The organism is Rhodopseudomonas palustris (assembly GCF_034479375.1).
GTDB classification, from domain to species: Bacteria; Pseudomonadota; Alphaproteobacteria; order Rhizobiales; family Xanthobacteraceae; genus Rhodopseudomonas; species Rhodopseudomonas palustris_M.
On record NZ_CP140155.1, the window covers coordinates 902,007 to 917,038 of the forward strand.

The following is a 15,032-nucleotide window of genomic DNA, read 5'->3' on the forward strand; positions in this document are numbered from 1 at the left end:
ACTATTGATTTCGGGGTGCAGGCGTGACGTTTCGGGCAATCATCTTCGGCTCGCTGGCGGCGATCGGCGTCGCCGTGTCGGGAGCTGCGGCGCAGCAAAGCGGGCCGGTTCCGGTCTCCGCGACGCAGCCGGACTACGATGCGCTGTTCGCGCAGATGTATCAGCAGCCGGCCGATCTCGACGTCAGCTTCAAATTCGCGCGCGCGGCGGTCGAGCGCGGCGACTACGAGGCGGCGATCGGCGCGCTGGAGCGGATGCTGTTCTTCAATCCCGATCTGCCGCGGGTGAAGCTCGAACTCGGCGTGCTGTATTTCAAGCTCGCGTCCTACGAGATCGCGCGCGGCTATCTGATCGACGCGATCAAGGGCGGCAACGTGCCCGACGACATCCGCGTCCAGGTGATGGCCTATCTCGCCGAGATCGATCGCCGGCTGTCGAAATACGAGTACAGCGTGTTCCTGCACGCCGGCATGCGCTATCAGACCAACGCCAATATCGGCCCGAACGGCTTGCAGGTGCGCGCGCTCGGGCAGGAGGCGATTCTCGATCCGAGCTTCGGCCGCAAGCCGGACTGGAGCACGTTCCAGACCGTCGCGGCGAGCTACGCCTACAAGCTCAATCTGCGCGGCGACGCGATCGAGACGACGTTCCTGGGCCTGAATTCGCGGCAGATGACGCTGAGCCAGTTCAACCTGGGCTTTGTCGAGATCACCGCCGGCCATCGCGTCGGCCTCGGTCAGAATTCGTCGTTCAAGTATTACGGCATCGGCGACAAGGTCTGGCTCGGCAATTACAGCTACTTCAACGCGCTCGGCGGCGGCCTGTCGGCGCGCACGCAGCTCGGCGGCCTCGGCATGGTCGAGGGCTATGTCGAGACGCGGCACCGCCGCTTCAGCGATTCGACCTATTTCCCGACCGCCGGCAGCCAGACCGGCGACCTGCTGACAGCGGCGGTGCTGACCGATTTCCGCTGGGGCGGGGTGCACTGGACCACCCGCGCCGGCTTCGACGGCAACAAGGCGATCGCCGACTACAACAGCTACAAGCGCTATTCGATCGACGTCGCGTTGCCGATCGAGTTCGTCGCGACGGTGTTCGGCGCGCAGCGCGCTTTCGTGTTCGCGCCGACGGCGGGGTTCAGCCAGGCCAATTACGAAGCGCCGAATTTCATCGTCGATCCGGTGATCGTGCGGCGTGACCAGGAATATCGCTACGGCGCGATCTTCGATGCGCAACTGATCGACAATATCGGGCTGCGCACGCAGGTGACCTACACCAAGATCGACTCCAATCTGCCCAACTACCGCACCAACAATCTGTCGGCCTCGATCGGCCCGACGCTGCGTTTCTGAGGAGATCGGCGATGCGACGGATTTTGCGACAGCGGATCGGGCAGGGGACGATGGCGGCGCTGGCCGCGGCCATGCTGTCCGGCAGCGCGCTCGCGCAGGAAGTCGGCAAGGCTTCGGCGGTCAATCCCAACGCCACCGCCAACATGCGGACCATCACCATCGGCGCGTCGATCACCCACAAGGAGCGGATCCGGACCACCAATGCGGGCTCGGTGCAGTTGCTGTTCATCGACAAGACCTCGATGACGATCGGCCCGAACAGCGATCTGACGATCGACGAATACGTCTATGATCCGAACGCCGGCAGCGGCAAGCTGGCGGCGACGCTCGGCAAAGGCGCGCTGCGCTTCGTCGGCGGCCAGATCAGCCACACCGGCGACGCCGAGATCAAGACCGCGTCCGCCACCGTCGGCATCCGCGGCGGCGTGGCGCTGATCGGCGCCAACCACGTCTATGCCGGCTACGGCTCTTCGACGGTCAGCTCCGGCGGATCGACCGTGACGCTCGGGGCCGGCGAATACACCTCGCTGCAGGGCGGCCAGCCGCCGTCGCCGCCCGGCCCGCCGCCGCCGAACTTCGTTCTGAACCAGATCCAGATGTTCCAGAGCGGCAGCGGCCAGACCGGCGGCGTCGCCCGCGGCGCAGCGTCCCCGGGCAACGTCCAGCGCGCCGAGAACCGCGCCACCGGCACGCCGGGCGGTGCGGTGGCCGGCTCGCTGACGCCGACGCCTCCGCCGCCGGCGATCCCGCCGATCAACCAGGCGGCGTCGACGCTGAATCAGTCGGTGCAGAATTCGACGCAGACCGCGGCGGCCGAGCGGACGGCGCGGGACATTTCGCCGGACGCCGGCAATCCGCGGCCGTCGCTGACGCTGTCGGGCTTCCTCGGCGGGCTGATGCACACCGTCGTCAATGGATCGACCTACAACACGCCGGCTTCGACCGGCACCGCGGTCGGGACCGCCACGATCGCGCTCGACGCGGCCGGAAACCGCGTGCAGGCGAATCTCAGCGGCGAGGTCGCGCATGGCCCGAACACATACTATCTGCCGACGACCTTCGACTATCAGTTCGGCTCGACGGATCCGAGCCTCGATGCCCAGAGCGCCTACGGCGACTACAACAATTTCGGCGCGGCGGCGGCGCATGACAAGAGCGGCCATCCGCTGTCCAAGATCAACGATCTTCCGATCACCAATCAGACCGGCGCCATGCTCACCGTCACCCGCGAGCAGGCGCGCTATTACGCGACCGAGAACGGCTCGACGACGACGAATTTCTGCGAGTGCGACTACACCCGCTGGGGGCTATGGGCGAGCCAGAGCACGCAATATTCCTATTTCGACAGCATCGTCGGCTTCTGGGTCGCCGGCCGTCCGACCACCGCGGGCGAGGTCCCGCTGAGCGGGCAGGCGACCTACAGCGGCCACGTTGTCGCGGCGATCGAGAACCAGAGCGATACCTACGTCGCGACCGGCAATTTCCAAAACACGGTGAATTTCGGCAACCGCACCGGCGCCGTCACCGTGACTGGCCTCGACAACACCAACTATGCGGGCCAGGTGCAGTTCATGCAGGATCCGCGAAATTTCGCCGGCTCGCTCGCCGGCGATGCGGGCGCGCGGCAGATGGCGCTGACCGGCAGCTTCTTCCGCGGCGTGGCCGGGCCGGCCAGCGAGATGGGCGGCAGCGTGTCGATCACCGGCACCAACTATCTCGGCGGCGGCATCTTCGCCGCGCAGGTGAAGTAATCGCGCCGCCGGCCGGACCGCCGGTTCAGAACCGATGCCCCAGCGGGGTGGCGGAGTTGGACACGGAAGCGGCCTGTTGCGGGGCCAGCCCCATGCTCGGCGGCACGTAGCGAGCGGTGGCGGTGGCCTCGGCCCTTGTCGCCGGATCGACCAGCTCGACCGCGACTTTCAACTCGTCGGGCGACGGCGTGACCGCGCGGATCGTGGCGGAGCGATCGCCGATTACGCGCCGGGCGGCTGCGGTCGAAACCGCGGCGCGGCCTGCCGGGGTCTGGTGATTGCTGGCGGCGAGAGCGTGGACACCGGCGATCGCGGCTTCGTCGGCAATCTGCTGCAATGGCGGATGGCCGGTCGCCCGCGTCGTGCCGGCATAGATCGTGATGGCGGCCAGCGGCAGCGCCAGCAGTACGGCCAGCGGGGCCATAAGCCGTTTGGAGCCGATCCGACGCATCGCATGACCTCCGTTGTCGCGCAACTGCCCGGACGATGCTAGGCGTCGTCCAGTTCGCGCCGGTTAAAGCGGTGGCGGGCCGTGACTGATCTTTCTAAACATCGCCACGGGCCGGTAACGGCCCGTGATGCAAATTTCACGGACCCGTCCACGATCAGGTAACGTTCCGTCGATGCGCCAGTTCCCGGATAGCTCACTCCTCTCGTTGTTGCGCCGCCGCAGACTGCGTTGCGAAGACGCGGGCGTGAGCAGCGGCCGCGGGCTTTGCGGGGAGGCGCTGCGATGCGCCGCCTGAACGCTTCGACGCAGCCGATCTGGAACGGGTTGCTACGTGGCCGGGCGCGGCTGCGCCGCTGGATGCGCAGTAAATCCATGCGCGCGGTGGCCGCGGCGCTGCTGACGCTGCTGGCGCTGACCGCGTTGCGCGCCTACGACCCGCGGCTGGTCCACGAAACCAAGGAACGCGCCTTCGACGCCTATCAGCGGCTGTCGCCGCGGCCGCATGCCGATCTGCCGGTGCGCATCGTCGATATCGACGAGGCTTCGCTCGCCGCCTTCGGGCAATGGCCGTGGCCGCGCACCCGGCTCGCCGCGCTGACCAAGCGGCTCGGCGACCTCGGCGCCGGCGTGGTCGCCTACGACATCATCTTCTCGGAGCCGGACCGCACCACGCCGGGCCGCCTCGCAACCGAGCTCGGCGACGCCGATCTGCCGGACCGCGATCTCACCGTGGCGCTGCTGAAGAGCCTGCCGGATCACGATGCGAGCTTCGCCCAGGCGATGCAGAAGACGCCGACGGTGCTCGGCTTCGCCGCGATCCGATTGGCCAACGCCACGCGGCCGTCGGTGAAGGCGGGCCTCGCCGCGGTCGGCGTGACGCCCGCCGCCGTGCTGCCGCCGTTCCGGGGCGCGGTCTCCAATCTTCCGCTGCTCGACGAGGCCGCCGCCGGAATCGGCGCGATCAATCTGTCGGCGCGCGACCGGTCCGGCGTGGTCCGCCGGCTGCCGATGCTGATGTCCGACGGCGCGCGCGTCTATCCGAGCCTGGCGATCGAGGCGCTGCGCGTGGTGCAGAACCAGAAGGGCATCGTGGTGCGCGGCACCGGCGCCAGCGGCGACGCCGACACCGGCCGCGCCGCGCTGCTCGACATGCGGGTCGGCCAGTTCAAGCTGCCGCTGACGCATGACGGCGAGGCCTGGGTGTATTTCAACCGCGACCGCCCCGACCGTTACGTGTCGGTCAAGGACGTGCTCGACCCGGCGAAGGAGGCCGAGATGCGCGAGCAGCTCGAGGGCATGATCGTGCTCGTCGGCACCTCCGCCGCCGGCCTTCTGGATGCGCGGGCGACGCCGCTCGGCCAGGTGGTGCCGGGCGTCGCGATCCAGGCGCAGATGATCGAGCAGATCATCGCGCAGGATTTCATCGAGCGGCCGGACTGGGCCGACGGCTTCGAGATTGTGCTGACGCTGCTGCTCGGCTCGCTGGTCGCGGCGCTGCTGCTGATCGCCGGCGCGCGGTTCTCGCTGATCGCCTGCGGCGTGGTGTTTCTCGCCGCGATCGGTGGATCGTGGATCGCGTTCTCGCAGTTCCGGCTGCTGATCGATCCGGTGTATCCGTCGCTGGCGACGCTGCTGACCTATGTGGCGGTCGAGCGCGTGCTGCACATGGCGTCCGACCGCGAGAAGAGATTCGCGCGTCAGGCGTTCGGGCAATATCTCGCCCCCGAGCTGCTGGCCAAGCTCGAGCAGGCGCCCGACGCGATGCGGCTCGGCGGCGAGACCCGCGACCTCAGCGTGATGTTCATGGACGTGCGCGGCTTCACGCCGATCTCGGAGACGCTGAGCGCGACCGAGTTGGTGGATTTCATCAACACGCTGCTGTCGCCATTGTCGGATGCGATCCAGGACGAGCTCGGCACCATCGACAAATACATCGGCGACTCGATCATGGCGTTCTGGAACGCGCCGGTCGACGTGCCGGATCACGCCGCACGCGCCTGCCGCGCCGCGCTGAAGATGCGGGCGGTGGTCGAACAGCTCAACGACGCCGACGCGTTCGGCTTCGCCGCGCGCGGGCTCGCCGATCCGGTGGTGCGGATCGGTGTCGGCATCAACACCGGCGCGGCCTGCGTCGGAAACATGGGCTCGGCCAAACGGTTCAACTATTCGGCGATGGGCGACGTGGTCAACGTCGCGGCACGGATCGAGAGCGCGTCGAAGAGCTTCGGCACCGACCTGTTAGTCTCCGAGGACGTCGCCCGCGCCGCACCGAACATCGCGCTGCTCGAAGCCGGCGAGATCATGCTGAAAGGCAAATCCCGCCCGACGCGGCTCTACGCGCTCGCCGGCGACGAGACGTTCGCCGCGACGGCGCAATGCGCCGAACTGAAGCGGCGGCACCGGCTGCTGCTGGAGGCGCTGGCCGCAGCCGACGCGACGGCCGCGGCCGACGCAGTCGCGGCCTGCCGCACCGCCGCGCCGCCGACGCTGGCGGGGCTGTATGATCACTTCGCGGAACGGGTGGGAGCGATCGGTGGGGTGCAGGCAACGGCCGCAATGCGGGCGCGGTGACCAACACACCAACACTGACGTGCAAGTATAGAATTCTGAGCGGTCCCGCCGATGGAATGCTGCCTAACCAGGGGTGGCGGGATCGATGATGATAGGATCAGCCGGCCGGCCACAGGGCCCAGCCGCAAGCAACTCCCCAAAGCAATACCGTGACCAGCAATTGCCAGTCGGTAAGCAGAGCATCAGTAGGGGACTCGCCGCCATCGAACGCTTCAACGACGAACCAGTAGCGAAACAGGCCGAACAGGACCAGAGGGACCGTGATCACTAGCGCTGGCTTGGCCGACATCACGAACATGCTGTAGAACAACAGCGCTCCGGTTGCGGACATCTCAGCATATCGATCTACCAGCGCCACGGAATATCTTTCAAGCACCTTGCGCCCTTCCGTTCCGCTTCGACTGAGTTCTTGACGTCGCTTTACAGCGGCGAGGTACAACGCGAGACAGAGCGTGGTGATGAACATCCATGATGATACTGGAACATCCAGCGCCATCGCTCCCGCGTATACCCGCAGGACAAAGCCGATAGCGATGACGAAGATGTCGACAACAGGCTGATGTTTCAGGACGAACGTGTAAGCAAGATTGAGTGCGAGATAAGCAGCAATAACCAGTATGACTTTAGGCGCAACAAGCCATCCGAATACCAAGATGCAATAAAGGCATCCAAGCAGGATGAAGGCTGCGGCCGTCGAGACGCTTCCCGCGGCCAAAGGTCTGCTCTTGCACTTCGTCGGATGACGACGGTCGCGCTGAACGTCGTGCATATCGTTGATGATGTAGGTTGCCGACGAAGCCACGCAGAACAGCAGAAAGGCCGACAGCGCCTGGCTGATCGCTGTCGGATTCAAGAACTCTCCCGCAAAAATCAGCGGTGCCAGAACGAAGCCGTTCTTCACCCACTGCTTCAGCCGCATCAGCTTGATCAGACCTAATATCTGCGCTACTGGCGGGTGAGCTGGAATGGCATTGTGCATCGTAAAATCACTTTGGATAAAGTTGCCGGTAAATTGATGCCGGCAACTGAGATTGATAAGACAATTACTGCGAACAGATATGGTCAATGGAAGCTTCAACAAAACTAGCCATTAGTTACGCCATATTTGCCGTGATGGCCACCGCAATCAACATCGCTGCGCAAGACGCTGTTGTTCGCCTGTTTGAAGGTGCGATCGCGGTCGCGGCTTCAGTGGTCGTGGGTACTGCAGCCGGGCTGATGGCAAAATACCTTCTCGACAAGCGTTATATTTTTCGATTTCGGACCCGCGGTGCGGCCGACGACGCGCGGATATTCGCCCTTTATAGTGCGATGGGTGTAGCGACGACCCTCGTGTTCTGGCTGGTGGAGTTCGGCTTTCACGTTGCCTTCGGATCCAAGGAGATGCGCTACGTCGGCGGCGTCATCGGATTGGCAATTGGCTATATTGCGAAATACCACCTCGACAAGCGCTTTGTCTTCCGTGCGGAGGCTCCATGATCCCGGTCTCCTCTTGGGGGCGTCTCAGTGCGGACCCACATCATGTCATCGCTCTGAAAGACCCATTTCAGATACAGTCCGTCGTTAGCCGGGAGCCGCTCCCCGGAATCGCTCACGGGATGGGACGGAGCTATGGCGATGTCTGCTTGAATCCCGAGGGGGCGCTCTGGACGACAACGGGTCTCGATCATCTCGTTTCGTTCGACATCGCCACCGGTCGTCTGGTTTGCGAAGCAGGGGTTCTGCTTCGGGACATCCAGCGCCTTGCGATACCGCGTGGATGGAGCTTGCCGGTTACACCTGGCACGCAGATGGTGACCGTTGGGGGGGGCATCGCCAACGACGTGCATGGCAAGAACCATCACCTCTGCGGGACATTCGGCGACCACGTCCAGCGCATTACGCTGATCCGGACCAATGGCGAGATCGTCCAATGCGGTCCGGTCACGAACCCGGAGTGGTTTTCGGCATCGGTGGGAGGTTTGGGGTTGACGGGGGTCATTGCGCAAGCCGAGATCCAACTGCGTCCTGTTGCTGGCCCATGGTTGGAAACCGAGACCGTTCCCTATGGGAGCTTGGATGAATTCTTTCAGCTTGCCGAGGAATCCGAGTCCGGCTGGGAGCATGCGGTGTCGTGGGTCGACTGCGTTGCGGGGGACAACACTCGTGGATTGTTCATGCGCGGAAGCAGTGTCGCGAGCAGTCACGGCCCGCCCCCCAAGCCGCGCTCACTGACCATGCCCGTCGTCCCGCCGGTATCACTGGTCAATCGGCTGACTCTGCGGGCGTTCAACAATGGCTATCATTATCTGAATATGCGAAAGCCCGGCCGGAAGATCGCTCACTATGAGACCTTCTTCTATCCGCTCGATAATCTGCAGGGTTGGAACCGGATGTATGGCCCCACAGGCTTCTTCCAGTACCAGAGCGTATTTCCCCCGGAGAGCGGTCGGGATGCAGTGCAGGCGATGCTGAAAGATATTGCCGGTGCAGGAGAGGGTTCCTTTCTCGCAGTCCTGAAGACCTTCGGCGACCGCGCGCCTGCAGGGATGCTCAGCTTCCCGAAGTCCGGCGTGACCCTCGCGCTGGACTTTCCGAACAATGGTCCGCGGACGCACAAGCTCTTCGAACGTCTCGATGCGATCGTCCGCGAAGCCAAGGGACGGATCTACCCGGCCAAGGATGCGCGCATGCCGCGTGACCTGTTCGAGGTGGGCTACCCCCGCCTCTCGGAATTTCTGGAGTATCGGGACCCCGGCATCAGTTCCGCACTGTCACGTCGGTTGATGGGAAGTTGAATGAGCAGTAGGAAACGAATTGTCATCGTGGGCGCGACATCGGCGATTGCCGAGAACTGCGCCAGATTGTGGGTCGAGAGCGGGCCGGCCGATCTTATCCTGCTCGGTCGAGACCCGCAGCGCCTGCAGAGGACAGCGACGGATCTAGGTGTTCGCAGCCCGCAATCCGACATCCGGACGGTGCCGGCCGAATTTCTCGACGTCGTCGCCATCGAGGCGGCCGTGGATGACATCATCGCACTGGGCGAGGTGGACCTCGTGCTGATCGCGCACGGCTCTTTGCCGGACCAAAACGGATGCCAGAGCGATCTGAAGGCCTGTCGCGACGCTCTCGAGATCAACGGCGTGTCGCCAGTTCTCTTTGCGGAGGCGTTTGCCAGACGTATGGCCAAGGCCGATCGCGGCACGATCGCTCTGATCGGATCTGTGGCGGGCGACCGCGGACGCAAATCGAACTATGTCTACGGCGCGGCCAAGGGATTGGTCACACGCTACGCTCAAGGGCTGCAGCACCGCTTCGCCGGGACGGGGCTCAACGTCGTGCTGATCAAACCCGGTCCCACTGATACGCCCATGACGGCGCACCTCAAGGGGCAGGGCGCAAAGCTGGCATCTGTGGAGAGCGTGGCTAGCGAGATTGTCGCGGGGATAGACGCCGGAAGGGCGACTATCTATGCGCCGGGCAAATGGAAAATCATCATGAACATCGTGCGGCACATTCCGTCGGTGATCTTCAATAGATTGGAGATCTGAGGGGCTTCATTAATGCGTCGGACCGGTCGAGACTGGTGAGGGGCAGTGGTTTTTGGTCGATAGCCTCGTTCTGCCAGCTGGAGTACCCGTGGGTGGGGCTAAATTAAGGAATTGAGGACGTGAATTCATCGCTTTCGCTTCGAAAGAACCCCATCGCGTTGGCAGTCGCTGCTATGGCGTGGATTGTACTGATATGCTTTGTATCGTATCTTTATGTCTTTGATCACGTGTCACTTTTGCCTTATTTGGTGGATGATTCGTTCTTCTATCTGCAATCGGCGAAGATGTTCGTTCAGCTTGGCGTCCCCTCGCTCGATGGCGTGGCGCAGACGAACGGATTTCACCCGTTGTGGTTTCTGATCGTAGCGGCTTTGACGTATATGTGGACCGGGTTTTTGCACATTCATGTTGTGCAGATAACGCTTCATATTTCTGCGCTCTTGCTGCTCTTCAAGCTGTCTTTGCGAGTACAAGACACAATCAATCCATACTACCTTCTGATTCTTCTAATCTGTTATCCGCCATTGCTGATTACGAGTTTCAACAATCTCGAAACCTCGATTTTCATCTTTCTAATGGCAATCAATTTGATGGTGTTTGCGTCGTCATCCTTCGACAGGCGTCTTGACTATTTCACGCAAGGCGTTCTTTTTGGCCTGCTATTCCTCGCCAGGACGGACAGTGTCTTTTTTACCCTCGCATTTTCGGTGGCGATTGTTGCGCGGACTGGATTGCATCGTCGAGTATTTGGCTTTTCTTTGTTTGGGGTTGTTGGTGCTTTGATCGTGATTGCGCCGTACCTATTACTCAATCTGAGTTCATTTGGCGGAATACTTCAAAGTTCTGGCAAGACATTTCTGCTGTTTGAGCAGGCATACCAGTCATTTCATGGATCACCGCACGCTGTCTGGACGCGCAGGATCGCTGCATTTGGCGACTTTATATGGAGACTGATGGGAGAACGCCTAGGTGTCCATCCATCTCTGTTCTATTCGACTTGGATGGCAGTCGGTTGGATATTGTTCCGCGGTCGGTCGTGTGATGGTGGTAAGATAGTTCTAACCGTATGGCTTGCGTTTTCGGCCTACTTGGCAATGCTGTGCGGTTCCAATGCGTTCAGATTAGTTTGGCGCGAATGGTACTCGACTCCATTCTATCTAATGTTCATTTTCAACATTGGAGCGTTGCTGACGTTACTTGACTCGGTGGTGAGGCCGTGGTTCGGGCGAATAGCGCTCGTGGTAGTGGTGACTCTGGCCTGGTTTACGTCAGGCAGCATAGTGCGAAACGGCTTGTGGCCCTTGCAGAAAATTGCACTCCGAGATCTCGCGCTGTTGACCTCGTCGTTCCCGCCGGGCTCCCGCATCGGGTACACGGACGCCGGCATCGCCGCCTATTATTCCCCTCATCTGAAAATCACCAACTTGGATGGCGCTGCCAACAATGAAGTCCAGCCGTTTATCGCGCGGGGAAGACTGTTCGACTACATTTCTTCGCGAGGCATCGACGACTTCGTCTCAGGTCGCCCGTGGCATTGGCGCAATTGGCTGATGGGATTTGGCTCGGGCTTCCAATACGCACATCGTGGCGGTGGATTGCACCACGTTCTTAAAACCAATGAGGAGGTGGTAGCGAACTACTATCGGTCGTCGATCGGAATTGCCGATTTTGACTTCGAACGATGGCTGGGAGCGGGATGGTCTTATCCGGTGCCGAGACGAGACCCCTCGGTGGATGGCGCGTGGAGCAGCCCGTCGTACTCCGAACCTCCGACCGCCGAGTTCCTACGGGATGGGGTCTGGACGGATGGAAGCGAGGCGCACATCTACCTTCCGATTGCGCGCAACGTGAACTACGAGATGTCGCTGATGATGAAATCTGCGCCGATGATTGAAGGAGGGGTTCCTGTCCAGATTTACGTAGCGGATCGGCTGGTGCTCGATGCGAAGGTGACTGCGGTATCCGAGTGGTCGCCACTGAAAGTCAGAATTCAGGGGCAGCCGTCCGGCCTCATGACGGAGGTGACGCTGAAGATCGGAAAGACGGCAAATCCGAACAAGCTTGGACTGTCGAAAGATGCGCGCGATCTCGGCCTGAATATCGAGAGCATCTCGCTTCGGAAGATGGATGACGTCGACTAGACGCTAAACGGCGCTTCACAATTCAATGCGTCGCTCACAACACCGAAACCGCCGCGGGGCGGGGGTCGTGCGCGCTGGGATCGGCGCAGGGAAGGGTGAAGCGGAACATCGTGCCGCCGGCGGGGGCGGGTTCGGCGTTGATCGAGCCGCCATGGGCCTGGATGATGGTCTGGGAGATCGACAGGCCGATACCCATGCCTTCGGGCTTGGTGGTCTCGAACGGCTGGAACATCCGGTCGGCGATCTGCGGATCGAGGCCGGGACCGGAATCGGCGACCACGACCTCGATCATGCAGTCCTCGACCGCCCGGCTGGTGATGGAGAGCATCCGTTCCGGCAGTTCGTGCATCGCCTCGAAGGCGTTGCGGATCAAATTGAGGAAGACCTGCTGCACCTGCACCTTGTCGACCAGGACGCGATCGACCGCGGGATCGAGCGTCAGCGCGACGTCGACAGGGCGGTCGCGGGTGACAACGGAGGCGAGCGCCAGCGCGTCCTCGGCGATCGCGCGCAGGCTCTCGACGGTCTTGTCGGTCTCGCCGCGGCCGACGAATTCGCGTAGCCGCTGGATCACCGCGCCGGCACGCAGCGTCTGCTGCGCGGCCTTGTCGAGCGCGGCGCCGATCTTCGCCTTGTCGGGATGGCTGCTGGCCTCGACCAGCCGGCGCGAGCCCTGCACGTAGTTGGTGATCGCGCCGAGCGGCTGGTTGAGCTCGTGCGCCAGCGCGCTCGACATCTCGCCCATGGTGCTGAGACGCGCCACCCGCATCAATTCGGCCTGCAGGCTCTGCAGCCGCTGGTCGGCCTCCCGCTGGCGCGCCGCCGCGCGTTGATGCTCGAGCAGAAACGCCGCGATCGCGGCGCTGGCGACGGCGAGGATCAGCAGACATGCGGTGATCAGCGCCGCGGCGAGGCTCTCGTGGTCGTGCCGCGACATGCGCTCGGCGAGCAGGGCCTGTTCGACGCGGGTCAGCGCTGACAGACTCGCTTCGACGCGTTCGGTGAGGCGGTCGGTGCGGGCCTGTTCGAGAATGTCGAGCGCCTCGCGGACACGCTCCGGCCCCAGTTCGATGACCCGCCCGAGCTGCGCGGTGCGCATGTCGATCAACTGACGGAGATCGTCGACCTTGGCGACATGGTCGGGGTTGTCGGTGACGATCGAGCGCAGGCTGTCGAGCCGTGATGCCAGTGTGTCCCGCGTATGGTTGTAATTCTCGCGGTAGCTGTCGATGCCGGTGAGCAGATAGCCGCGCTCATTGGTCTCGGCTTCCAGCACCTCGCGCTGGATGCCTGAAATCGCCAGCAGGGCATCGTTGGTGTGCTGCACCCACGAGAAGCTGTCGCGCAGCCGCATCAGGTTCAGGATCAGCGCACCGGCGATGACAATGAACAGCAGCAGGGTGATGCCGAGCAGCCAGGGCGCGAGAGTTGAGTTTGAGAATGGTTTGCGGGTCATCGGCACTGTTGTGAGCTGGGCTGGTCACCCTAGAGCGCGCGCGCGCCGAGCTCAATTGGAACCGCTGCGGCAACAGCCATCCGCGACGGAAGCGGGAGGTTGTCCCGCTCGCGTGGCATCCGCAGTGGCGAAAGCGACGCGTTTGCAGAGATGTGTGGTGCTAAAGCGGCTTGTTCAGCGTGAAGGCGCCGCGCATCTCGCCAGGTGTGAAGCCGGTGGCCTGATCGTCAGGGTAGAGCGCGCGGATCTTCGCGGCGACATCCGGCTTGATGGCGCCGCCGTGGCAGCCGAGGCAGAGTTCGCCGGTCGGGATCGCCTGAACGTAGCGGAAGCTGCGTCGGCCGTCGTGCTCGACGATCTCGGCGTGGCGGAGCGAGGCGACCGGCTCGCCGGCGGCGATACGGCCGACAAACTCCGACATCGCCTTGCGCTCGAAATCGTCCGGCGCCGCCGCCGGATTGCGCGGCTTCAGGCTGGTGCGGGACACCGTCCATCCGCTTTGGTGCGACGCCTGCGCGGCGATCTCCGGCGCTTCCTTATTGCAGAATGCGACGGCCTCGACCGGCCCCGAACTGTCGATCGCGCCCTTGAGCGCGCCGAGCAGCGACCCGCCGAAATCCTTGATCAATGCTTGCGCCTGCGCCTCGAGCGCGGCCTTGTCCTCGCCCCGCCCGCGCAGCACCAACGCCGCTGCCACCACAACAGCGGCGGCGACGATCGCAAGAAAAACCCTGGTCGGCATGGCGAGCCCGCACTGGTTGATATGACTATACGGGCTGAGCGTTAGGGGAGGCATGGCCCAGCGTCTGTGACCAAGTCACCGGGGCATGCGACGCGAAGCGCCGCCGCCGTCGGCCGCGGAGGCGACCGTTTTCATCTGCTCCAGCCGCGGCTCTGCAATCTCCGAAATCCGGGGCATGTTCAGGATCGTCAGCCGATGACGGCCGCTCTTCACCAGGCCCTGCTTCTGCCACGCGCTCAACGTGCGGCTGACGGTGAAATAGGTGAGACCGGCCATCGAAGCGAGATCGGTGCGGGTGACCGGCGATTCGATGTGCAGCCCTTCCTTCGTTTCGACTCCAGCCTGCGCGGACAGCCGGAGCAGGCATGCGGCGATTCTCTGTGAGACGCACTTTCCGGTCATCTCGGTGGCCCGTTGCAGCATCTCGTGCGCGCGGTTGCCGACGATCGCCAGGACGTTGTTGGCGATCGCCGGGTGCCGATTGGTGATTTCGATGAAGGTGCAGCCGCGCCATGCCAGCACGGTGGTATCTTTGAGAGCCGTCGCCGTCGCCGGATAGGCATTCTGTCGAATCGCGGCCACGCAGCAGAGATCGCCCGGCCCCATGATCCTGAGCGTGATCTGCTCGCCCTCGGTGTTGATCTGGGTGACTCTGATCAGTCCCTCGACGATCTGGAAAAGGTTTTCCGGGGCGTCGCCCTGATGGAAGAGGGCGCTGCCCGGCTGGACCTGCCGGACGATCGACGATTTCAGCAGCAAGGCCGCGTCCGTCTCCGAGAGATGCGAGAACAATGCGCTGTGCGCCACGGCTTCACGTCGAACACCCATTTCCATTCCAGACCTGCCACTGTTTCCAAGGGTGGACGCTTCCTCCTGTTGCTGACCTATCAGCCGAAATGACGCGTTGTATTTTGAAGCCCTCTAAGTACCGCGCACATATTTGTCACAGTGCCCACCAATCAGATCCATCGCATGTCGGGAATGGGAGTTGTTTGCGTCAAAGCAAAAAACTCCGGCGACCGATCTGTATGGTCGGCC

At 63.0% G+C, this 15,032-nt stretch carries 12 protein-coding genes; 7 read left to right on the top strand and 5 right to left on the bottom strand.

Annotated features, from left to right (window positions below):
* Window positions 1-23 precede the first annotated feature (23 nt).
* Window positions 24-1,352, top strand: a complete 1,329-nt coding sequence (locus tag SR870_RS03970) for a tetratricopeptide repeat protein (RefSeq protein WP_322516751.1) — start codon at window positions 24-26, stop codon at window positions 1,350-1,352.
* Window positions 1,353-1,363: 11 nt separating this feature from the next.
* Complete coding sequence (locus SR870_RS03975) at window positions 1,364-3,103, top strand: FecR domain-containing protein (protein WP_322516752.1); 1,740 nt, start codon at window positions 1,364-1,366, stop codon at window positions 3,101-3,103.
* 25 nt (window positions 3,104-3,128) lie between these two features.
* Here SR870_RS03975 and SR870_RS03980 read toward each other — a convergent pair whose 3' ends face one another.
* Entirely contained in the window at window positions 3,129-3,527 is a 399-nt protein-coding gene (locus tag SR870_RS03980; protein ID WP_322516753.1) for a hypothetical protein, read from the bottom strand.
* A 309-nt stretch (window positions 3,528-3,836) separates the two neighbouring features.
* Between SR870_RS03980 and SR870_RS03985 the strand changes: the two genes are divergently transcribed.
* Window positions 3,837-6,125 carry an adenylate/guanylate cyclase domain-containing protein gene (locus SR870_RS03985; protein WP_322516754.1) on the top strand — a complete coding sequence of 763 codons (2,289 nt, stop codon included), beginning with the start codon at window positions 3,837-3,839 and terminating at the stop codon, window positions 6,123-6,125.
* 97 nt (window positions 6,126-6,222) lie between these two features.
* Here SR870_RS03985 and SR870_RS03990 read toward each other — a convergent pair whose 3' ends face one another.
* Entirely contained in the window at window positions 6,223-7,191 is a 969-nt protein-coding gene (locus SR870_RS03990; RefSeq protein WP_322516755.1) for a decaprenyl-phosphate phosphoribosyltransferase, read from the bottom strand.
* Here SR870_RS03990 and SR870_RS03995 point away from each other — a divergent pair.
* From SR870_RS03995 to SR870_RS04010, 4 genes are all read left to right on the top strand, one after another.
* Window positions 7,191-7,604, top strand: coding sequence for a GtrA family protein (locus SR870_RS03995; protein WP_322516756.1), 414 nt, complete (start codon window positions 7,191-7,193; stop codon window positions 7,602-7,604). The genes SR870_RS03990 and SR870_RS03995 overlap by 1 nt on opposite strands.
* A complete protein-coding gene (locus SR870_RS04000) occupies window positions 7,601-8,902 on the top strand; it encodes an FAD-binding oxidoreductase (RefSeq protein ID WP_322516757.1) in 1,302 nt (433 codons plus the stop codon). The genes SR870_RS03995 and SR870_RS04000 overlap by 4 nt, the downstream gene beginning before the upstream one ends.
* Window positions 8,903-9,655: an SDR family NAD(P)-dependent oxidoreductase gene (locus tag SR870_RS04005; protein ID WP_322516758.1), complete on the top strand. Its 753-nt coding sequence runs from the start codon at window positions 8,903-8,905 to the stop codon at window positions 9,653-9,655.
* Between the two features lie 119 nt (window positions 9,656-9,774).
* Window positions 9,775-11,796: a hypothetical protein gene (locus SR870_RS04010; RefSeq protein WP_322516759.1), complete on the top strand. Its 2,022-nt coding sequence runs from the start codon at window positions 9,775-9,777 to the stop codon at window positions 11,794-11,796.
* Between the two features lie 34 nt (window positions 11,797-11,830).
* Here the strand turns inward: SR870_RS04010 and SR870_RS04015 are convergent, their stop codons facing one another.
* From SR870_RS04015 to SR870_RS04025, 3 genes are all read right to left on the bottom strand, one after another.
* The gene (locus tag SR870_RS04015) at window positions 11,831-13,252 is read right to left on the bottom strand and encodes a sensor histidine kinase (protein WP_322516760.1); all 1,422 of its coding nucleotides are present in this window, start codon (window positions 13,250-13,252) and stop codon (window positions 11,831-11,833) included.
* 160 nt (window positions 13,253-13,412) lie between these two features.
* The gene (locus SR870_RS04020; RefSeq protein ID WP_322516761.1) at window positions 13,413-13,994 is read right to left on the bottom strand and encodes a DUF3365 domain-containing protein; all 582 of its coding nucleotides are present in this window, start codon (window positions 13,992-13,994) and stop codon (window positions 13,413-13,415) included.
* Between the two features lie 75 nt (window positions 13,995-14,069).
* On the bottom strand, window positions 14,070-14,828 hold the full coding sequence (locus tag SR870_RS04025) for a Crp/Fnr family transcriptional regulator (protein ID WP_322516762.1): 759 nt from the start codon (window positions 14,826-14,828) through the stop codon (window positions 14,070-14,072).
* Window positions 14,829-15,032: the final 204 nt, after the last annotated feature.